The following is a 19,819-nucleotide window of genomic DNA, read 5'->3' on the forward strand; positions in this document are numbered from 1 at the left end:
ACCTCTTCCCCCGACGCATCGGAGACGCACCCCGTGCCCACCATCCAGGAGTTCCGCCTGCCCGACGCCGGTGAGGGACTCACCGAGGCCGAGATCGTCCAGTGGCGGGTCGCGCCCGGGGACGCGGTGCGCGTCAACCAGACGATCGTCGAGATCGAGACCGCGAAGTCGCTCGTGGAGCTGCCGTCGCCGTGGGACGGGACGGTCGTCGAGATCCTCGTCGAGGAGGGCACGACGGTCGACGTCGGCACCCCGATCGTGCGGATCGAGACGGCGGGCGGGCCCGCGGGCGACACCGCGCCCCCCGCGGACCCGGCGGCCGCGGCCCTGGAGATCGCCGCCGAGGTCGATCCCGCGGACACCGACCCCGCGACCGTCGCCGCGGCGGCGCCGGACGAGGCGGCCGGCGGCGCCGTGCTCGTCGGGTACGGGACGGGCGGCGCGACCGCGGGCGGCGCGCGACGTCGTCGGCGGACCGCTCCCGCGGGCGGCGCGTCCTCGGCACCAGCGCCCGCCGCGGTCCCGACGACGGCGCCCGCCGCGCCGGTGCCCACCCCGGCCGCCGCGGCACCCGCTGCAGCGAGCGCCGCACCGAGCGTCCGGGTGCTGGCGAAGCCCCCGGTCCGCAAGCTCGCGAAGGACCTCGGCGTCGACCTGCTCAGCGTCCCGGGCACCGGTCCGGGCGGGATCGTGACCCGCGAGGACGTCCAGGCGTTCGCTTCCGAGGCAGCGCACCCCGAGACGCTCGCCACGTACCCGGGCGACGAGAACCCCTGGCTCGGGCGTGGTGCCGTCAGCCCCGACGGCCGGCGCACCCGCGTGCCCGTGAAGTCGGTCCGCCGGCGCACCGCGGAGGCGATGGTCGCGAGCGCGTTCACCGCGCCGCACGTCACCGAGTTCGTGACCGTCGACGTCACCAAGACCATGAGGCTCGTCGCCGCGCTCCGCGAGGACCGCGAGTTCGCGGACGTGCGCGTGACGCCGCTGCTGATCACCGCGAAGGCGCTCCTCCTCGCGCTGCGCCGGCACCCGGAGATCAACGCGAGCTGGGACGACGAGGCCCAGGAGATCGTCTACAAGCACTACGTGAACCTCGGCATCGCGGCCGCCACGCCGCGGGGGCTCGTCGTGCCGAACATCAAGGACGCGCACCGCCTCGGCCTGCGCGACCTCGCCGCCGCGATCGCCGACCTCACGACCACCGCCCGCGCGGGCCGCACCACGCCGACCGACATGTCCGACGGGACCATCACCATCACGAACGTGGGCGTGTTCGGCATCGACACGGGGACGCCGATCCTCAACCCGGGCGAGGCGGGGATCCTCGCGTTCGGGGCGATCCGGCAGCAGCCGTGGGTCCACAAGGGGAAGATCAAGAAGCGCTGGGTCACCCAGCTCGCGCTGTCGTTCGACCACCGGCTCGTCGACGGGGAGCTGGGGTCGCGCGTCCTCGCTGACGTCGCCGCGGTGCTCGAGGAGCCGGCGCGCGGCCTCGTCTGGGGTTGACCCGGGTGACGCCGCGTCAGACCGGGGCGAGCTCGCACAGGTGCGCGTACAGGTCCCAGCTCTCGGGCCTGCTGCCCGGGTCGAACCACTCCGCACCGTGCTCGACCCACCGCCTGCGGTGCGCCCGCGCACGGTCCGGGGTGACGTCGTCGATGCCCGCCTCGCAGGCGCAGCAGTCGCAGATCGCGGACGTGGGGCGCCCGTCCACCCAGCCGGGACGGTCGAGCGGCCACCCGCACGCGCGACACGCGTGCTCGACGTCGGCGGCGCCGGGCGGGTCCGGGACGTCCGTCGTCGGAAGCTGACGCCGCGCGCTGCGGCGTAGCCCGGCGACGAGCGCGACGGAGACGAGCAGGGGTGGCACGAGACCTGCGAGCGCAGCCATGCGCTGACCTCCCGGGGCGATTGCTCCACGGTTCGTGACGAGTGCCGTGCTCCGGCGGCCCCGTGCGGGGACGCCGACACCTGCGGGGCGCGACTGTCCGACAGCATAAGCAAGCAGGCCCCCGTGAAGGCAACCCTTGGTCGCACGTGCGTCCGGGTGAGGTCTGCCACGGCGGCCGCCCCCGGGGGTCGGGTACCCAGCCGCTCCGCCTACCCTGGGCGGGTGACGTCGTCCTCCACCCCCGCGCGCCCGCGGCCGAGCTCCGGGACGGCGCGTCCGCCCGGGACGGTCCGGCCGCGCACGCTCGCGGGGCGGCCGTGGTGGGTCGTCCTCGCGGCCCCGGGCGCCGTCGTCGTCGGCCTCGTCGCGGTCCTGCTCGCGGGGGCCTTCACGCAGGCGTTCGCCGCGCCCGGCACGGGCCTGCTCGACCCGGGCGTCGCCGTCCGCCTCGGCCTTCCCGTCGCAACCCTCCTCACCGAGCTGTCGATGGCCGTGACCGTCGGCTCGCTCGCGCTCGCGCTGTTCGTGCTGCCGTGGCGCGAGCCGTCCGACGGCGCAGGGTTCCGGCGCGCGCTGGTCGCGGCCGCCGTCGCGTCGGGCGTGTGGGCGGTGGCAGGGCTCGCGGAGACCGTGCTCGAGGACGCGAACATCGCGGGCGTCGCCCTGTCCGACCCGACGTTCGGGCAGCAGCTCGGCGTCTTCATGACGCAGGTCGCGTACGGCCGGACGCTGCTCGAGATCGTGGTGCTGGCGGCCGTCACGTCGACGCTCCTGCTGCTCGTCCGGACGCCGACGGGGGCGGCCTGGACCGCCATCCTGCCCGTCGCGGCGCTGTCGCTGCAGGCCGGGACCGGGCACGCGGCCGGGACGTCGAGCCACGAGCTCGCGATCTCGTCGCTGTTCTTGCACCTGCTCGGCGCGAGCGTGTGGATCGGCGGGCTCGCGACCCTGGGCGTGGTGTTCTGGGCGGGGCGCGGGTCCGACGGCGGCGCGCCTGCCCGACGTCGGGCAGGGGCGCGCGACGGCGCCCGCCCGGACCTCGCGGTCGTCGTGGCCCGGTACTCGCACATGGCGCTGTGGTGCCTCGCGCTCGTCGCCGCCTCCGGGCTCGTCAACGGCTGGATCCGCGCCGGGTCGATCGACGGCCTCGCCACGCGGTACGGCGTCCTCCTGCTCGCCAAGCTCGTCCTGCTCGTCGTGCTCGGACTGATCGGGTACGCGCACCGGACGCTCGTCGTCGGGCGGCTCGGCCGGGACGACGCGCGGCCCCGCGGGCTGTTCTGGCGCCTCGCCGCCGTCGAGCTCGCCGTCATGGGTGCCGTGATGGGCGTGGCGGTGGCGCTCGCGTCGTCGGCGCCGCCCGTGAGCGAGGTCGTGGGCAAGGACCTCACGCCGTCGGAGCGGGTCACCGGGCACGTGCTCCCGCCCGCCCTCACGGCGGCCCGCTGGTTCACCCAGTGGCGGTGGGACCTGCTGCTCGCCACGGCCGCCGCGGCCGGGGTGATCGTGTACGTGGGGTGGGTCGTCCGGCTCGCGCGCCGCGGCGACCGCTGGCCGTGGGCCCGGACCGTCTGCTGGTGCGCGGGCATGGTCGTGCTCTGGTGGACGACGTCCGGCGGGCCCGCGATGTACGGGCACGTGCTGTTCAGCGCACACATGGTCCAGCACATGGTGCTGGCGATGGTCGTGCCGATCTTCCTCGTGCTCGGCGCGCCCGTGACCCTGGCGCTGCGCGGGCTGCCCGTCCGCAAGGACGGCTCGCGCGGGCCGCGGGAGTGGCTGCTGATCCTCGTCCACTCGCGCTGGGGCCAGTTCGTCGCCAACCCCGTCGTCGCTGCCGCGCTGTTCGCCAGCTCGCTCGTCGTCTTCTACTACACGCCGCTGTTCTCGTGGTCGCTCCACTCGTACGTCGGGCACCTGTGGATGGTCGTCCACTTCACCGGCGCGGGGTACCTGTTCGCCAACGCGCTCGTCGGGATCGACCCCGGGCCCAAGCGGCTCGGATACCCGCAGCGGCTCGTCCTGCTGTTCGCGACCATGGCGTTCCACGCGTTCTTCGGCGTCGCGCTCATCAGCTCCGAGACGCTGCTCGTCCCCGACTGGTTCGGCCTCCTCGGCCGCACGTGGGGCGAGTCCGCGATCGAGGACCAGCAGGCCGGCGGGTCCGTCGCCTGGGGGATCGGCGAGCTGCCGACCCTGCTGCTCGCGGTGCTCGTCGCCACCTCGTGGTCGCGGTCCGACGAGCGCGAGGCGCGCCGCAAGGACCGCAAGGCCGACCGCGACGGCGACGCGGAGCTGCGGGAGTACAACGCGATGCTCGAGAAGCTCGCGAAGCGCGACACCCCGAGCTGACCACCCCGGCTGCCGAGCAGCCGGCCGCAGCCGCGGCCGTCGTCGTCGCCGCGCTGGCACCCGCCTGCCCAACATGCGGTTGCCACCGCCCCGGCTGCCGAATATGCCGTTGTCCCCCAAATCGGGCTCGAATTGGTGGACCACGTCATGGTCGGCCGCGGTGGCGCCTTTGCGGAGGGTGAGCAGCACCATGTTCGGCGGCCGACGCCGTACCTGTGGATGGCCGCCTTGATCCACAACCGGCGTCCTCGCGGCGGCGTCGGGCGCGCGGTCTCGGTTTCACTCCGACCATGGCTCTTCCCACGGTGCTCGTCGACGCGCGACCAGGCGTCGAGCCACCCCTGACCCTCATGGTTCCTCCGGAGCTCGAACACGTCGCAGGGACGCAGGTCGGTCTGGTCTCGACCGAGCAGGCTCGGTCCGTCGGCGTCACGGACCGGAAGATCGAGACGCTGGTCCGCCGCGGCAGGTGGCGTCGTCTGACACGCGGCGTCCTGGACACGAGGTGCGGCTCGCTGTCCGCTGTTCATTGGGATGCCCGACGACGGCGCGCCGCCTGGGCTGGGCTGCTCGCGTACGGCCCGGACGCCGTGGCGATCGGTACGTGCGCGCTCGCACTCCTCGACTCCGGCGGGCTACCACCGACGATCGCTCCGCAGGTCGCGCTCCCGAAGGCCAGCAACCGGTTGTCGCGTGACGGGATGTCGGCCCGGCAGTTCGACGCCGGGATGCAGACCGTCATGGTCGACGGGCGCAGCGTCGCTTCGGCCGAATGGGCCGTCGCTCAGGCGGTGCCTGAGCTTTCTCGTCGCGGCGGACTTGCTGTCCTGGACTCCGTCCTGCACCGCGGGCTGTTGACGCCGTCCGGGCTCGCGTGTGCGCACGACCTGGCGCGTGGTCGACGCGGTGTCGCCGTGGCGCACGAGCTCTGGGAGCTCGCTGACGGACGGGCGGAGTCGGTGCCCGAGTCGTACGGGCGCCTCGACTGCATCGACGGCGGGGTGCCGCCCGACGTGCTTCAGCTTCCGCTCGACGACTCGCCCTTCCCCGAGCGAGGCGACCTCGGGTGGGAGCTCGGCGACGGGCGGTGGCTCGTCGCCGAGGTCGACGGCAAGGAGATCCACGACGTGCCTGAGGCTGCCTTCGCGGATCGGTCGCGGCAGAACGGACTGGTGTCGACGGGGAAGTTTTCGGTGCTTCGGTTCACGTCTGCCGACCTCGACGGTGTGATGGCGCGGACCGTGAGGCGGGCCCTCCGGGTGCTGCGCTCGCCGCGGGGCCGACGGTGATCGGACACTCCGGTGCCGAGCATGTGGCTGTCCACCGATCCGAGCGTCTTGCCCCGGCCGACCATGATGCTGTCCACCGACCCGAGGTCAAATCAGGGGACAACGTCATGGTCGGCCCGGTGGGTGGGGGACAACGTCATGGTCGGCCCGGTGGGTGGGGGACAACGTCATGTTCGGCGCGGCCGAGGTCGGTCGGCAGCCCCGGTCAGATGCCCGTGAGGGCCTCGACGTCGCCGGCGGCGATGGACTCGTCGAGACGCGCGGCGTCGGCCTCCGCCTGGTCGGCGTACTTCCGGGCGAACCGGGCGGCGGCCTTGTCGAACGCGTCGTCGTCGGGGTCCACGCCGAGGTACGCGGCGACGGCGACGGCGTCGCCGGACCGGGCGTGCGCGCGGGCGAGGGTCGTGCCGCACAGCTCGGCGAGCGCCACGAGCCCCCGCCGACGGACCTGGGCGAGGTCGATCGAGCCCTTCATGTCGTGGAGCTGCCGGACGTAGAAGTGGCGTCCGGCGGGACCGGTGGCCCAGCCGAGCAGGATGTCGCCGGCCGCCTGCGCGTACCGCTGCCCGACGACGACGCGCCGCCCGGAATGGTCGTAGGCGCTCGCCCCGAGGTGCTGCTCGAGGACCGACGCCTGCGCCTGCTTGATCTGCAGGACGAGCGGGTCGTCGTCGTCGCGGCCTGCGAGGAGGATGACGTACGCCTGCGTCCCGACGCTGCCGACCCCGACGACCTTGCGCGCGGCGTCGACGCGCTCGAACCGGTCGAGGAGCAGCTGCAGGGGGTCGTCGAGGGTGGACCGGTACGCGTCGAAGACGGCGTCGTACTGCTCGCGGTCGAGCGCGCTGAGCGGCTCGCGGGAGATCAGCGGCGGCGCCTCGCGGAACTGGAGGCGCCCGTCGACGCGCTCGGTGAGCTTCTCGGCGGCGCGCAGGCTCGTGCGGCCCCGGGCCTTGTCGAAGGTCTCCGCGACCCGCTCGTGCGCGTGCTTGCTGACGTCGGCGGTCTCGAGGGTACGCATGATGCGCTGCTCGTCGACGCGCGCGTACCAGACGTCGAGGGTCCGCCGGCCGGCGAGGCCGACCGTGGCGAGCCGGTACGCGCGGGCGGCGGCCCGGGCCGCGTCACGAGCAACCTCGCGCTCGAAGCCGCGGTCCCGGGCCGCGAGCACGAGCGACGCCGCGAGCCGCAGCACGTCCCACTCGAACGGCCCCGGGAGGGTCTCGTCGAAGTCGTTGACGTCGAAGACCAGGCTGCGGTCGGCGGCGGCGAACACCCCGAAGTTGGCGACGTGCGCGTCGCCGCACAGCTGGGTGGTGCCGCCGGTGCGGGGCAGCGAGGCGAGGTCGGCGGCCATGACCGCGGCGGAGCCGCGGTAGAACGCGAACGGCGACGCGCTCATGCGCCCGTAGCGCAGGGGCACGAGCTCGGCGACGCGGTCGGCGTCCTGCTCGCGGAGGAGTGCCACGGGGTCGGGCCGACCGGGCGCGGGGGACCAGTCGGCGAGCGCCTCGACGGGGGCGTGCTCGCGCCACGAGCGCCCCTCGTCGGACCGGTCCTCGACGCTCCGTCGCGTGCCACCGACGCCCGGGAAGGCCGGGCCCGGCACCGTCGCCGTGGTGTTCGTCATGCCGCATTGTGCGCCCGGTCGTGCGCGCCACGCCCGGACGGACGAGAACCTCACCCACAGGCCGTCGGTGGGATTGTGATAGGACGGTCCGGTGACGACCGACGCCGCGACCCCGTTCCACGACCTCGACGCCTACGTCGCCCTGCCACGGCTGGCGGGGTTGACGCTCTCCCCGGACGGGTCGCGGCTGGTCACGGCGGTGCAGACCCTCGACCCCAAGCGGACCCGCTACGTGACGGCGCTGTGGGAGGTCGACCCGACGGGCACGGCGCCCGCGCGCCGGCTGACGCGGTCGGCCAAGGGCGAGTCGTCCGCGGTGTTCGCCCCGAACGGGGACCTGCTCTTCACGTCCGCACGCCCCGACGCCGACGGCGACGACGACGACCCCAAGCCGGCGCTCTGGCTGCTCCCGGTTGGCGGGGGAGAGGCGAGGGTCGTCGCGACGGCACCCGGCGGCGTCGGCGGCGTGACGGTGGCCCGGGACGCGAGCGTCGTGTCGGTGGGGGCCGCCGTCCTGCCGTCGGCGGGCGACCTCGACGAGGACGCCAAGCTGCGCAAGGCGCGCAAGAAGCACAAGGTCGCGGCGATCCTCCACGACGGCTACCCCGTCCGCTACTGGGACCACGACCTCGGCCCCGACCGTCCGCGCCGGTTCGCCGCCGACCTGGCCGCCCTCACGGACGAGGTTCCGGGCGCGCTGGTGCCGGCGCCGTCGTCGGGCGGCGAAGGCAAGGAAGCCGACGACGACGGCCCCGCCACGCCGGAGGGCGCCCGCCTCCAGCTGCGCGACCTCACGCCCACGCCGGGCGCCGCGCTCGAGGAGGCGGACGCCGCGCTCAGCCCGGACGGGCGCACGCTCGTCACGAGCTGGCGCGTCAACGGCCCCGGCCCGACGCAGCGCAGCACGCTCGTCGCGATCGACACCGAGACCGGGGAGCGGTACGTCCTGGTCGACGACAAGGGCGCCGACCTGTTCGCGCCCACAGTCTCGCCCGACGGCCGGTTCGTCGCGTACGCGCGCGAGACCCTCACGACGCCGCACCGCGCGCCCGAGGTGACGCTCGCCGTCGTCGCGCTCGCGCCCAAGCAGAGCCCGCGCAGCCTGACGACGCACTGGGACCGTTGGCCGACGTCGGTCACGTGGCTCCCGGACGGCTCCGGCCTCCTCGTCACCGCCGACGACGACGGCCGCGGACCGGTCTTCCACGTCGCCGCGACCGGCGGCGGCATCGTCCCGGTGGAGCGCATCACGGCGGCCGACGACGTGTACACGAACGTCGAGGTCGCGCGCGACGGTTCCGCGTTCTACGCCCTGCGGTCGAGCTACCTGGCCCCGGCCGAGCCGGTCCGCGTGGAGCTCGCCGCGTTCCTCGCGCAGGAGGAGGGCAAGCGGACGCCGGTCGAGCCGACGCTGCTCCGCGGGCCCGTCGCCGCGCCGGAGCTGCCGGGCACGCTCGTGGAGGTCGAGACCCCCGCGTCGGACGACGTCCGGGTGCGCGCCTGGCTCGCCCTCCCCGCGGGTGCGAGCGCCGACAACCCGGCCCCGCTGGCGCTGTGGGTCCACGGTGGCCCGCTCGGGTCGTGGAACACGTGGAGCTGGCGCTGGAACCCGTGGCTGCTCGTCGCCGCCGGCTACGCGGTGCTGCTGCCGGACCCGGCCCTGTCGACGGGCTACGGCCAGGACTTCGTCCAGCGCGGCTGGGGCGCGTGGGGCGACAAGCCGTTCACCGACGTCATGGCCGTGACCGACGCCGTCGTCGCGCGCGACGACATCGACGAGACCCGCACCGGCATGATGGGCGGCTCCTTCGGCGGATACATGGCCAACTGGATCGCCGGCCACACCGACCGGTTCCGGGCGATCGTCTCGCACGCCAGCCTCTGGGCGCTCGACCAGTTCGGCCCGACGACGGACGCCTCGTTCTACTGGCAGCGCGAGATGAGCCCGGAGATGGCGCGTGAGAACTCGCCGCACCGGTTCGTCGGCGACATCCGCACGCCGATGCTCGTGGTCCACGGCGACAAGGACTACCGCGTCCCGATCGGCGAGGGCCTGCGCCTCTGGTACGAGCTGCTGTCGGCGTCCGGCCTGCCGGCCGACGCCGAGGGAAAGACCGTCCACCGGTTCCTGTACTTCCCGGACGAGAACCACTGGGTGCTCACGCCCGAGCACGCCAAGGTCTGGTACCAGGTGGTCCTCGCGTTCCTCGCCGAGCACGTGCTCGGCGTCGCGCCCGACGACGACGCGCACCCTGGCTTGCCCAGCGTCCTGGGGTGACCCCGCCGAACACGGGCTGCGCGACCGTCTGCCGCGGCAGACGGTCGCGGGCCCCGTGTTCGGCGGGCGGGGATCCCGTGCTCAGGCGCGAGCGGCCTCGACCAGCGCCGCGGCCAGGTCCGCGGGGCGCGAGAACATCGCCCAGTGCCCGGTGGGCAGGTCGACCCAGGTGACGGGGTAGTCGAGCAGCTCGGTGTGGAACGGCGCGCCGGGCCCGGCGGCCGCACGGAGCTGCTCGGCGCTGACGCTCGTGCAGATCGCTGTGACGGGGACGTCGAACCGGGCCGGGTCCAAGACCCGCACGGGCTCCGTCGCGACCCGGGCCGGCTGGGGGCAGGCGTGCTCGCGGAACCGGGCGAGGCCGGCGTCGTCGATGCCGACGGTGCTGGACCCCTGGGCGGCCAGCTCGTCCCAGGTCGGGAGCGGGAGCTCGGTGACGCCGTCGGGCAGCCCGGGGTTGAGCGTGGCGCCGTCGACGAGGGGCCCGGCGTCGAGGTAGACGGCCCGGCCGATCCGGTCGGGTACCCGGTCGACGACCTCGCCGACGAGTGCCCCGCCGCCGCTGTGCCCGACGAGGACGACGCGGCCTCCGAGCCCCTCGACGAGCTCGACGACGGCGCGCACGTGGTCGGCGCGGGTGGCGCGGGCGCGGTCAGCGGCCGTGTCGTCGGGGCCGAGGCCGGGCAGCGTGACGGCGTGGGGGACGAGCCCGGCGTCGCGGAGCGGCACGACGACGTCGTCCCACGCCCAGCCGCCGAGCCAGAAGCCGGGGACGAGGACCACGTGGGTGCGGGGGGTTGTCATACGACGAGTCTCGACCCACGCTGGTGACACCTGTCTGTCACCGATATCGGGAGGTCGCGTGAACCGCACCGAGCGGCTGTACGCGGTCGCCGAGGAGCTGCGCCGCGCGGGCGCCCGGGGCACCACGAGCGAGCGCCTCGCACGGGCCCTCGAGGTGAGCGTCCGGACGATCAAGCGCGACGTGTCGGCGCTCCAGCAGGCCGGCCTGCCCGTGCGCGCCGAAGCCGGCCCCGGCGGCGGGTACGTGCTCGACGTCGCCGCGAGCCTGCCGCCCGTCACCTACACGCCCGCGCAGGCGGTCGCCGTGTCCGTCGCGCTCGCGCTGCTCCCGCCCGGCTCACCGTTCGCCGTCGACGCCGCGACCGCCCGCGCGAAGCTCTGGGACGCCCTCGGCCCCGGTGGCCGCGAGCGAGCGTCGCGCCTCGCGTCGCGCGTCTGGACCCGCGGCGCGGGCACGCCCGACGCCGGCAGCGCGCTCGAGAAGGAGCCCGCGGCGGGCGTGCTGCGGGCGGTCGAGCAGGCGCTCGCGGGTGAGCGCGTCCTCGCGATCCGTTATCGGTCGCGGGACGGCCGCGTGTCCCGTCGCCGGGTCGAGCCCGTGCTCCTCGCGCACACCGACGGGCGGTGGTACCTCGTCGCGTGGTGCCGCGACCGGGAGGGGATGCGATGGTTCCGGCTCGACCGCGTCGAGCGCGCCGACCTCACCGCCGAGGCATACGTGCCCCGACCGGTCGAGGACGTCGGCGAGCCGCCGCCGGACGCGGTCGCCGTCGTCCCGCCGACCTGACCACCGCCCACCGGACCCGCATTTCCGGGCCGGGCGGACACGCGATCCCGGCCCGCCGAGCACGGGCTCGGGGACCGTCTGCCGCGGCAGACCGTCGCGGAGCCCGTGCTCGGCAGGCTCAGGTCCCGTGCTCGGCAGCACGAAGGGCATGACGTCGCCGGTCTCGATCAGGCCCATGTCGGCCCGCCGACGATGCGCGCGCCCAGGCTGTCGCGGAGCATCGTGGCGGTCGATTCGCCGGACGACGCCGTCCCACCGTCGACCAGGACGAGCATCCGTCCGTGAAAGGGGTGCAGGCCGGCGGGAAAATGGTCCGCCGACTGGTCGAAGCGCACCCCGTCGCCGGCTGCCGGCGCGTGTCGGAGCCGAAGCAGCGACGCCGGGTCCGTCGTCCTTCCTGTCGCTGTCCGGGCGTTCGGCGCCGCCTTCACGCCCGACGCCGTCCTCGACGACTGGGGCCGGACGTTCACCGGGACTGACGGGGTCGCCCGCTGGAACGTGACCGACAACATCGGGACGGGTACACCGGCACCGGCGCCATGACGTTCACGCTCGACGGCGACCGGATCGCGCGCCTCGTCATCAGCCCGACCTGAGGGCGGGGAGAGCCCGGCGGGCCACGCGCCCAGCCTGGTGCTGTTGACTTGGCCTCGTGACCGCCGCACCCGCCCGCCTGCCCCGTGTCCGCGCGTCCGCCCTCGTGGGGCGGGGCTGGCTCAACACCGGCGGCCGCACGCTCACGCTCGAGGACTTCCGCGGCCGCGTGACGATCCTCGACTTCTGGACCTTCTGCTGCATCAACTGCCTGCACGTCCTCGACGAGCTGCGCGACCTCGAGCAGCGGTTCGGCGACGTCCTCACGATCGTCGGGGTCCACTCGCCGAAGTTCGTGCACGAGGCCGACCCGGACGCGCTCGCGGCCGCCGTCGAGCGCTACGAGGTGCACCACCCCGTCCTCGACGACCCCGACCTCGTCACCTGGCAGGCGTACACGGCCCGCGCCTGGCCGACGCTCGTCGTGATCGACCCGGAGGGCTACGTCGTCGCGCAGCTCGCGGGGGAGGGCCACGCGGCGTCGATCGAGGCGCTCGTCGCCGAGCTCGTCGCGGAGCACCGCGCCAAGGGCACGCTCCGCGAGGGCGACGGCCCGTACGTCCCGCCGACGCCGCAGCCCTCCACCCTCCGCTTCCCCGCCAAGGCCGTCGCCCTGCCGGGCGGGAACCTCCTCGTCGCCGACGCCGGGCACCACAGTCTCGCCGAGCTGGCTCCCGACGCCGAGACGCTGGTCCGGCAGATCGGCTCGGGCGAGCGCGGGCTCGTCGACGGCGGCCCCGACGACGCCCGGTTCGCCGAGCCCAACGGCCTCTGCCTCGTCCCCGACGAGCTGCGCACGTGGCTCGGCTACGACGTCGTCGTCGCCGACACCGCCAACCACGTGCTGCGCGGCGTGCGCCTCGACGACGGCACCGTCACGACGGTCGCAGGCACGGGCGACCAGCTCATGGTCGGCGCGCCCGACAACCTCGTCGGCGAGCTCGCGGGCGAGCCGCTCGTCCCCGGGGCGAAGGTCCCGCCGCTGATGGTGAAGCTGTCGTCGCCGTGGGACGTCGCGTGGGTGCCCGAGGTCGCGGCGTTCGTCGTCGCGATGGCCGGCAACCACACGCTGTGGGCGTTCGACGGCAAGGAGGGCTCGATCGAGCACCTCGCCGGGACGATGAACGAGGGTCTGCAGGACGGTCCGCTGCTCGACGCGTGGTTCGCGCAGCCGTCGGGGCTCGCGGCCGTGCCCGGGAAGCTGTGGGTGGCCGACGCCGAGACGTCGGCGCTGCGCTGGGTCGACCCGGTCGCCCGCGCCGCGCACACGGCCGTCGGGCAGGGGCTGTTCGACTTCGGTCACCGGGACGGCGCCGCCGACCGGGCGCTCTTCCAGCACCCGCTCGGCGTGGCCGCGCTCCCCGACGGGTCGGTGCTCGTCGCCGACACCTACGACGGAGCGCTCCGCCGCTACGTGCCCGACGACGCCGCGCCCGGTGGCGGCGAGGTCACGACCCTGGTGACGGGGCTCGCGGAGCCGAGCGGCGTCGTCGTGCGGGAGGGCACGGGCGGCGGGGACGTGGAGGTGCTCGTCGTCGAGTCGGCTGCGCACCGGATCACGCGGGTCGCGCTCCCGGCCGACCTGCGCGCGCTCGGCAGCACCGTGGACGACGGCGCCCACCGCACGCGGCGCCCCGTCACCGACCTGGCCCCGGGCGCCCTCAGCCTGCGCGTGCCCTTCACGCCGGCCCCGGGCCAGAAGCTCGACGACCGCTTCGGCCCGTCCACGCAGCTCTCGGTGAGCGCGACCCCGGCGAGCCTCCTCGTGGGCGGCGCCGGCACGGGCACCGACCTCGACCGCGGCCTGACGCTCGCCGCGCCGGCCCCCGGCGAGACCCTCGAGGGCGTGCTGCACGTGAGCGCACGGGCGGCGTCGTGCGACGCGTTCGGGCCCGACGGCGAGCCGGTGGAGTTCCCGGCATGTCACCTCGCGCAGCAGGACTGGGGCGTCCCGGTCCGGATCACCGCCGACGGCGCCGCGGAGCTCGTGCTCCCGCTGCTCGGCTGACCTCCGCCGACGGTGACGCCCACCCCCAGCCGGGGCGTCACCGTCGGAGGCGGGGCGGATCACTCCGCGAGGAACGCCAGGATGTCGTTGTCGAGCTCCTCCTGGTACGAGCCGGCGATGCCGTGGGGCGCGCCCGGGTAGACCTTGAGCGTGCCGAGCTTCACGAGCTCGATCGCCTTGTACGCCGCGGCGCCGATGGGGACGATCTGGTCGTCGTCGCCCTGCGCGATGAGGATCGGGACGTCGAGCGCCTGGAGGTCCTCGGTGAAGTCGGTCTCGGAGAACGCCTTGATGCAGTCGTACGCGGCCTGGAGTCCGACGAGCATGCCCTGACGCCAGAAGTCGTCGCGCTGGCCCTGCGAGATCGTCGAGCCCTCGCGGTTGGTGCCGAAGAACGCGGCCGAGAGGGTGCGGTACAGCTCGGACCGGTCGTTCAGGACGCCGGCGCGCAGCCCGTCGAACACGTCGATCGGCGTGCCCTCGGGGTTCGTCTCGGACTTCACCATGATCGGCGGCACGGCCCCGATCGTCACGATCTTGCTCACGCGACCCTTGCCGTGGCGGGCGGCGTAGCGCACGACCTCGCCGCCGCCCGTGGAGTGGCCGACCAGGGCGAGGTCGGTCAGGTCGAGCGCCTCGACGAGCGCCGCGAGGTCGGCCGCGTAGTGGTCCATGTCGTTGCCGTCGTGGGTGCGCGACGACCGGCCGTGCCCGCGGCGGTCGTGGGCGATGGCGCGGTAGCCGTTGTCGGCGAGCAGCTTGAGCTCGCGCTCCCAGCCCTCCGAGCTCAGCGGCCAGCCGTGGGACAGGACGACCGGGCGGCCGCTGCCGAAGTCCTGGTAGAACAGCTCGACGCCGTCCGGCGTGGTGATGTACGGCACGGGAGGTCTCCTTCGTCGGGAACGCAGGCGCGGGTGCGCCTGTCCTACGATCGAACCGCGCCGCCGGGGCCGCGACCAGGAAGTAGTCAGGCAGAACCGCCGCGAGCGGTTCGGCAGCGAGGTGGTGGCCGGTGCAGGACGACGGGTTCGGCGCGGTGGTGCGCCGCCTGCGGCTCGAGGCCGACCTCACGCTCGAGGCGCTCGCCGAGGCGTCGGGCGTGAGCGACCGGGGCATCGGCGACATCGAGCGCGGCGTGAGCCGGGCGCCGCAGCGCCGGACGGTGCTGGCGCTCGCGGACGGCCTCGGCCTCGACGACGCCGCCCGCACCGCGCTCCTCGAGGCGGCGCGCGACGCCCGGCGACGGGCCCAGGACTCGGCGGCCGGCGCGCGGCTGCCCGTCCCGGGGGCGCTGGGGGACTTCACGGGCCGCGCCGACGACCGCCGGCTCCTCGCCTCCGCGCTGCGTGCCTCGACGTCCGGCGCGGCCCCGCCCGTGGTGCTGGTCTCCGGGCCGCCGGGCTTCGGCAAGACGGCGCTCGCGACGCGGGTCGCCGCCGACCTGTCCGGCGACTTCGACGCCCAGGTGTTCCTCGACCTCCGCGGCCTCGACGCGCGTCCCGTCACGCCCGGCGACGTCGTCCGACGCCTGTGCGCGGCGCTCACGGGCTCCCCGTCGCCCGCGCGCGTCGACGACGCAGCGGACCGTCTGCGCGGCGCGCTCGTCGGGCGGCGCGTCCTGCTGGTGCTCGACAACGCGGCGTCCGAGGAGCAGGTGCGTGCGGCCGTGCCGGCGGCCGGTCCGGCCGCGGTCCTGGTGACGTCCCGCCGGACGCTCGCCGGCCTCGCGGGGGTCCGCCGGCTCGTCCTCGGGACGCTCGCGGCGGACGACGCGGTCGCGCTCCTCCGCCGGATCGTCCCCGCGGAGGCGGGCGGGTCGGCCGAGCTGGCCCGGCTCGCCGCGCTGTGCGCCGACGTCCCCCTGGCCCTGCGGATCGCCGGGAACCGGCTCGCGGTGCGTCAGGGGTGGTCGGTGGCCCGGCTGGTCGCGCGCCTCGGGTCGCCGGACCGCCGGCTCGACGGGCTGCGCGCCGGCGACCTGCAGGTGCGGGCGGCGTTCTCGTCGTCGTTCGAGCAGCTCGGCCCCGGCTCGCAGCGGATGTTCCGACGCCTGTCGCTGGTCGGCGCCCCGAGCGTCGGCACGGGGCTCGCCGCTGCCCTCAGCGGGGAGCCGCTCGCGCGCGCCGAGGACCTGCTCGACGAGCTCGTGGACCTCAGCCTGGTGCAGCCTGCCGGCGACGACCGGTTCGCGCTGCACGACCTGCTGCGCGAGTTCGCCGGCTCCGAGCTGCGCGCGCAGGAGGGTGCGCCTGCGGCGGACGCGACCCGCCGCCGCGCGGACGACTGGCTGCTGGCCACGGCCGCGCGAGCGGGGTGCTGGTTCGAGGCCGCGCGCGAGGGAGCGCCGTCGGCGAAGGACGACCTCGTCGTCGTCGAGACCGCGGACGACGCTCGCCACTGGCTGGTGGCCGAGTCCGACGAGTGGCTGGCCGCGCTCCGGCGCGCGAACGACCGCGGGGACGCGCGCGTCGTCGTCGAGGTGGCCGAGGCGCTGCACTGGTTCTCGGACCTGTGGCCGCACTGGCACGGCTGGGGCGAGGTCTTCGGGATGTCTGCGGGGGCGGCCCGGGCGGTCGGCGACGACCTGCTGGTCGCGACCCACGAGGGCTACCTCGCGTGGGCGGAGATCGTCACGCTGGACGACCTGGACGCCGCCCGGGCGTCCGCGCGTCGTGCGCTCGACGCGGCGACGCGCACGGGCGACGACGGGGCGCTCGGCTGGGCGCACTACTACATCGGCTGGGCGGCGGAGGACCCGGCGGTCGCGCTCGTCGAGGCCCGCGAGGCGGCCCGGCGCTTCCGCGCGGCCGGGGACCGAGAGGCGCTCCCGCAGGCCCTGCTCGCCGCCTCGGACGCCCAGAGCCTCTCGGGCGACGTCGACGCGGCCGTCGCGACCGCCCGCGAGCTGCTCGCCGCGCTCGCCGACCCGGCGACCCGGCCGCGCGCCCAGGTCGCGGAGTTCACGGCGGCGTCCGTCCACGCCTACCTGGTGCGGATCCTCGGCGACGCCGGGCGGTGGGAGGACGTCCTCGAGGTCGCGCCCGCCTCGGTGGGGCTGGCGGAGTCGCTCGGCGTGACCCGGATGGTCGCGAACGCCCGCTACTGGCGGGGCCGGGCGCTGTTCGAGCTGCACGGGCCGGCGGCCGCGGCTCCGGACCTGCGACGTGCGCTCGCCCTCCGCGAGGAGATGGGCGACACGGCGGCGGCCGCCGCGATCCGGGAGCTGCTGGAGCGTCAGCCGGCGACGACCGCCACGCCCGTGCGGCCGCCGTCGACGTCCAGCACGGTGCCGTGGACGAACGCGGCGTCGTCGGACGCGAGGTAGACCGCCGCGGCGGCGATCGCCTCCGGCGCGCCCGTGCCCCCGGCCGGGGTGCCCGCCATCATGCGCGCGCCGGCCTCCGCCGCGACGTTCACGGCGTCGTCGGCGCGGATCACGCCGGGCGAGATCGCGTTGACGCGGATGTTCTGCGGCGCGAGCTCCGCGGACCAGGCGCGGGTCAGCGTCTCGACGGCGCCCTTCGAGGTCGCGTACACGGGGCTCGTCGGCAGCGCGAGCCGCGCGACCCACGAGCCGAGGTTGATGACGACGCCGCCGCCCGCCGCGGCCATCGACGGCACGAGCGCCTGCGTGAGGAAGAAGGGCGCCTTGACGTTGACGGCGAGGACGCGGTCGACGAGGGCGTCGCCGGCGTCGGCGGTGCTGTGGAGCGGGAAGATCCCGGCGTTGTTGACGAGGACGTCGAGCCGGCCGCCGACCGCGGCGAGCGCCCGCTCGGCGAGGTCGCGGCTGCGCGCGGACGAGCCGTCGAGGTCGGCGCGCACGAAGTCGGCCGTGCCGCCTGCGGCGCGGAGGGCGTCGACGACGTCCCGCCCGCGCGCCGCGTCCCGCCCGGAGACGACGACGTGCGCGCCCTCGGCCGCGAGGGCGGTCGCGATCGCGCGCCCGATGTTGCTGGTGGAACCTGTCACGAGGGCCGTGCGGCCCCGGAGTCGCTGTGTCATGCCGGCGACGCTACGAGCCTCAAAATGGACTCTCAAGTCCAGAAAACGTAGCCTCGGTCCATGAGGCTCACGGCCAAGGGCGAGGCGACCCGCGCCCGCATCGTCGAAGGCGCCGCCGACCACCTCCGCGGCACGGAGGACGGCGAGATCACGCTCGACGACGTCCGCGCCGTCACCGGCACCAGCAAGGGTCAGCTCTTCCACTACTTCCCGGGCGGGAAGCACGACCTCCTGATGGCGGTCGTGCGGCTCGAGGCCGACCGCGTGCTCGACGACCAGGAGCCGTACCTCTCGAACCTCACCACCTGGGCGGCGTGGCAGCGCTGGCGCGACGTCGTCGTCGCGCGCTACCGGGCCCAGGGCACCCGGTGCCCGTTGAACGCGCTCATGGGCCAGGTCGGCGGCGTGCCCGGCGCCGCGGACGTCGCGCGCACCCTCGTCGGGCGGTGGGAGGAGCGCCTCGCCGCGGGTGTCCGGGCGATGCAGGCAGCGGGCGCGGTGCGCACCGGGATCGCGCCCGAGCGGGCCGCCTCGGCGCTCGTCGCCGGGATCCAGGGCGGCGTCCTCCTGCTCCGGACGACGGGCGAGACGCGCCACCTGGAGGCGGCGCTCGACGTCGGGCTCGAGCACCTCCGGGCCCGCGACTGAGCCGCCGTGCGGCCGGGTGGGGAGGGCTCCCCATCGAGCCGTGAGGGGTCCCGTTGGTAGCGTGCCTGCGTGCTGACGTGGGGCAGGAGCTGGGGCAACCAGGAGCTGGTGCTGGACGGCACGACGGTCGGTCTGTTCGACACGTCGACGTTCCGCGAGCGGGCGACCGTCCGGCTCGGGCCGGAGGTCTGGGAGTACGCCCGGCAGTCGGGCGGGGCCATCCTCGGCACAGGCCCGGCCGGCTCGCCGACGCCCTTCCAGCTCTGGGCCACGCGGAGGTCGTTCTTCACCTACACCTGGGACGTCGCGACGCCCGCCGGCCGCTACGAGCTCAAGCAGGGGGTCTTCTCGACGGCGTTCCAGGTGCTGCGGGCCGGCGTCCCGATCGGCGAGGCGCGGCGCGCGGGGACGCTGACGAACCGGTTCTCGCTCTCCGTCACGCCCGACGTCCCGCTGCCGGACCAGGTGTTCCTGCTGTGGGTCGTCGAGGCCTCGGAGCGGCGCCGCAGCCACAGCTCGAGCGCGGCCGCGAGCTAGCCCGCCGGTGCGTCCGGGGCGCCACCGCGTAGCCTTCCGCCGTGTCCTCCCCTCGCCTCTCGCTCCCCGCGCTGCCGCCCGCCGTCGTCCTGCTCGACCTGGACGGCACCCTGACCGACTCGGCGCCCGGCATCACGGCGTCGCTCCGCGCGGCCCTCACCGAGGCCGGGTTCCCCGTGCCCGACGACGCCGGCCTCCGCCGGTTCGTCGGCCCGCCGCTCCCGCTCATGCTGCGGCAGAGCGGGGTGCCGGCCGACCGGGTGGACGAGCTCGTGGCCACCTACCGCCGGCACTTCACGGCCGGCGGCATGTTCGACAACGCCGTGTTCCCCGGCATCCCGGAGGCGATGGACGCGCTGGCCGCAGCGGGGGCCACCCTCGCCGTCGCGACGTCGAAGCCCGAGGTCTACGCCCGGCAGATCGCGGAGCACTTCGGCCTCGACGCGCACCTGACCCACGGCGTCGACGGGGTGTTCGGTGCGGACGCCGACCAGGGGGCGCGGTCGGGCAAGGCCGAGGTCGTGGCGCACGCGCTCGCGACCCTCGCGTCGCGCGGCGTCGCGACCGGCCCGGCGACGACGGTCATGGTCGGCGACCGCGAGCACGACGTCCTGGGTGCCGGACGCCACGGGATCGCCACCGTCGGCGTGGCGTGGGGCTACGCGGAGCCGGGCGAGCTGGAGGCGGCGGGCGCGGTCGCCGTCGTCGCGACGCCCGCGGAGCTCGTGACGCTGCTGCGCGGCGGGCGGCGGTAGGCTGGGTGGTGGCCCGCCAGGGCTGAGCAGCCGAGACACCGCACGCCACGCGTGCCGAGCGAGGGGAGGACCGCCATGCGCAGCGAACCTCCCAGTGATAGTCGCTCCCGCGGCCCCCGCCGCGGTGTGTCCGTGCACCCCCAGCACCGTCCCGCTCGCCACCCGCGCGGCTGACGGCCCGCGCGCCTCGCGCCGGGCTGCGCCGTGGTCGGCGAGCCACCGGACGGTGCGCCAGCGCTGT

16 protein-coding genes are annotated in these 19,819 nt (G+C 75.4%); 10 read left to right on the forward strand and 6 right to left on the reverse strand.

The features are described 5' to 3' along the window. The first annotated feature begins 33 nt into the window (after nt 1–33). Nucleotides 34–1,506, forward strand: a complete 1,473-nt coding sequence (locus tag ACLQ14_RS02895) for a dihydrolipoamide acetyltransferase family protein (RefSeq protein WP_425809687.1) — start codon at nt 34–36, stop codon at nt 1,504–1,506. A 16-nt stretch (nt 1,507–1,522) separates the two neighbouring features. On the opposite strand, the gene ACLQ14_RS02900 is transcribed toward ACLQ14_RS02895, so the two are convergent. Further along, complete coding sequence (locus ACLQ14_RS02900; protein ID WP_425809689.1) at nt 1,523–1,891, reverse strand: hypothetical protein; 369 nt, start codon at nt 1,889–1,891, stop codon at nt 1,523–1,525. 222 nt (nt 1,892–2,113) lie between these two features. Here ACLQ14_RS02900 and ACLQ14_RS02905 point away from each other — a divergent pair, with 222 nt between their 5' ends. Both ACLQ14_RS02905 and ACLQ14_RS02910 read left to right on the forward strand, forming a co-directional pair. After that, nucleotides 2,114–4,243, forward strand: coding sequence for a cytochrome c oxidase assembly protein (locus ACLQ14_RS02905; protein ID WP_425809691.1), 2,130 nt, complete (start codon nt 2,114–2,116; stop codon nt 4,241–4,243). A gap of 290 nt (nt 4,244–4,533) precedes the next feature. Then, nucleotides 4,534–5,532, forward strand: coding sequence for a type IV toxin-antitoxin system AbiEi family antitoxin domain-containing protein (locus tag ACLQ14_RS02910; protein ID WP_425809693.1), 999 nt, complete (start codon nt 4,534–4,536; stop codon nt 5,530–5,532). A gap of 205 nt (nt 5,533–5,737) precedes the next feature. Here ACLQ14_RS02910 and ACLQ14_RS02915 read toward each other — a convergent pair whose 3' ends face one another. After that, nucleotides 5,738–7,162 carry a DUF2252 domain-containing protein gene (locus ACLQ14_RS02915; RefSeq protein WP_425809695.1) on the reverse strand — a complete coding sequence of 475 codons (1,425 nt, stop codon included), beginning with the start codon at nt 7,160–7,162 and terminating at the stop codon, nt 5,738–5,740. A gap of 91 nt (nt 7,163–7,253) precedes the next feature. On the opposite strand from ACLQ14_RS02915, the gene ACLQ14_RS02920 reads away from it, so the two are divergent. Further along, a complete protein-coding gene (locus tag ACLQ14_RS02920; RefSeq protein ID WP_425809697.1) occupies nt 7,254–9,440 on the forward strand; it encodes a prolyl oligopeptidase family serine peptidase in 2,187 nt (728 codons plus the stop codon). A gap of 81 nt (nt 9,441–9,521) precedes the next feature. Here the strand turns inward: ACLQ14_RS02920 and ACLQ14_RS02925 are convergent, their stop codons facing one another. Continuing rightward, nucleotides 9,522–10,244 carry an alpha/beta fold hydrolase gene (locus ACLQ14_RS02925; RefSeq protein ID WP_425809699.1) on the reverse strand — a complete coding sequence of 241 codons (723 nt, stop codon included), beginning with the start codon at nt 10,242–10,244 and terminating at the stop codon, nt 9,522–9,524. A 58-nt stretch (nt 10,245–10,302) separates the two neighbouring features. Between ACLQ14_RS02925 and ACLQ14_RS02930 the strand changes: the two genes are divergently transcribed. Beyond that, entirely contained in the window at nt 10,303–11,031 is a 729-nt protein-coding gene (locus tag ACLQ14_RS02930; protein WP_425809701.1) for a helix-turn-helix transcriptional regulator, read from the forward strand. Between the two features lie 167 nt (nt 11,032–11,198). Here ACLQ14_RS02930 and ACLQ14_RS02935 read toward each other — a convergent pair whose 3' ends face one another. Continuing rightward, nucleotides 11,199–11,543 (reverse strand): S41 family peptidase, encoded by a 345-nt coding sequence (locus tag ACLQ14_RS02935; protein WP_425810184.1) that lies wholly within the window; start codon nt 11,541–11,543, stop codon nt 11,199–11,201. A 140-nt stretch (nt 11,544–11,683) separates the two neighbouring features. On the opposite strand from ACLQ14_RS02935, the gene ACLQ14_RS02940 reads away from it, so the two are divergent. Beyond that, entirely contained in the window at nt 11,684–13,633 is a 1,950-nt protein-coding gene (locus tag ACLQ14_RS02940; RefSeq protein ID WP_425809703.1) for an NHL domain-containing thioredoxin family protein, read from the forward strand. A gap of 59 nt (nt 13,634–13,692) precedes the next feature. Here the strand turns inward: ACLQ14_RS02940 and ACLQ14_RS02945 are convergent, their stop codons facing one another. Beyond that, nucleotides 13,693–14,514: an alpha/beta fold hydrolase gene (locus ACLQ14_RS02945; RefSeq protein ID WP_425809705.1), complete on the reverse strand. Its 822-nt coding sequence runs from the start codon at nt 14,512–14,514 to the stop codon at nt 13,693–13,695. A 131-nt stretch (nt 14,515–14,645) separates the two neighbouring features. Here ACLQ14_RS02945 and ACLQ14_RS02950 point away from each other — a divergent pair, with 131 nt between their 5' ends. Further along, nucleotides 14,646–16,958, forward strand: coding sequence for an ATP-binding protein (locus ACLQ14_RS02950; protein ID WP_425809707.1), 2,313 nt, complete (start codon nt 14,646–14,648; stop codon nt 16,956–16,958). Here the strand turns inward: ACLQ14_RS02950 and ACLQ14_RS02955 are convergent. Then, nucleotides 16,868–17,638, reverse strand: coding sequence for an SDR family NAD(P)-dependent oxidoreductase (locus ACLQ14_RS02955; protein ID WP_425809709.1), 771 nt, complete (start codon nt 17,636–17,638; stop codon nt 16,868–16,870). The two genes, ACLQ14_RS02950 and ACLQ14_RS02955, sit on opposite strands and share 91 nt — an antisense overlap. A gap of 60 nt (nt 17,639–17,698) precedes the next feature. Between ACLQ14_RS02955 and ACLQ14_RS02960 the strand changes: the two genes are divergently transcribed. The 3 genes from ACLQ14_RS02960 (at nt 17,699) to ACLQ14_RS02970 (ending at nt 19,578) form a co-directional block, all read left to right on the forward strand. Further along, the gene (locus ACLQ14_RS02960) at nt 17,699–18,286 is read left to right on the forward strand and encodes a TetR/AcrR family transcriptional regulator (protein WP_425809711.1); all 588 of its coding nucleotides are present in this window, start codon (nt 17,699–17,701) and stop codon (nt 18,284–18,286) included. Nucleotides 18,287–18,355: 69 nt separating this feature from the next. Further along, a complete protein-coding gene (locus ACLQ14_RS02965) occupies nt 18,356–18,823 on the forward strand; it encodes a hypothetical protein (RefSeq protein ID WP_425809713.1) in 468 nt (155 codons plus the stop codon). Nucleotides 18,824–18,864: 41 nt separating this feature from the next. Beyond that, nucleotides 18,865–19,578 (forward strand): HAD hydrolase-like protein, encoded by a 714-nt coding sequence (locus ACLQ14_RS02970; protein ID WP_425809715.1) that lies wholly within the window; start codon nt 18,865–18,867, stop codon nt 19,576–19,578. Nucleotides 19,579–19,819 lie beyond the last annotated feature (241 nt).

Origin of the sequence: Luteimicrobium sp. DT211, assembly GCF_049844995.1 — a bacterium.
In the GTDB taxonomy this organism is placed as follows: Bacteria; Actinomycetota; Actinomycetes; order Actinomycetales; family Cellulomonadaceae; genus Luteimicrobium.

Excerpts from the sequence above, each read along its gene's own strand:
- ACLQ14_RS02900 (WP_425809689.1), bottom strand. The coding sequence starts at position 1,891 with ATGGCTGCGCTCGCAGGTCTCGTGCCACCCCTGCTCGTCTCCGTCGCG.
- ACLQ14_RS02910 (WP_425809693.1), top strand. The coding sequence starts at position 4,534 with ATGGCTCTTCCCACGGTGCTCGTCGACGCGCGACCAGGCGTCGAGCCA.
- ACLQ14_RS02915 (WP_425809695.1), bottom strand. The coding sequence starts at position 7,162 with ATGACGAACACCACGGCGACGGTGCCGGGCCCGGCCTTCCCGGGCGTC.
- ACLQ14_RS02925 (WP_425809699.1), bottom strand. The coding sequence starts at position 10,244 with ATGACAACCCCCCGCACCCACGTGGTCCTCGTCCCCGGCTTCTGGCTC.
- ACLQ14_RS02935 (WP_425810184.1), bottom strand. The coding sequence starts at position 11,543 with ATGTTGTCGGTCACGTTCCAGCGGGCGACCCCGTCAGTCCCGGTGAAC.
- ACLQ14_RS02955 (WP_425809709.1), bottom strand. The coding sequence starts at position 17,638 with ATGACACAGCGACTCCGGGGCCGCACGGCCCTCGTGACAGGTTCCACC.
- ACLQ14_RS02960 (WP_425809711.1), top strand. The coding sequence starts at position 17,699 with ATGAGGCTCACGGCCAAGGGCGAGGCGACCCGCGCCCGCATCGTCGAA.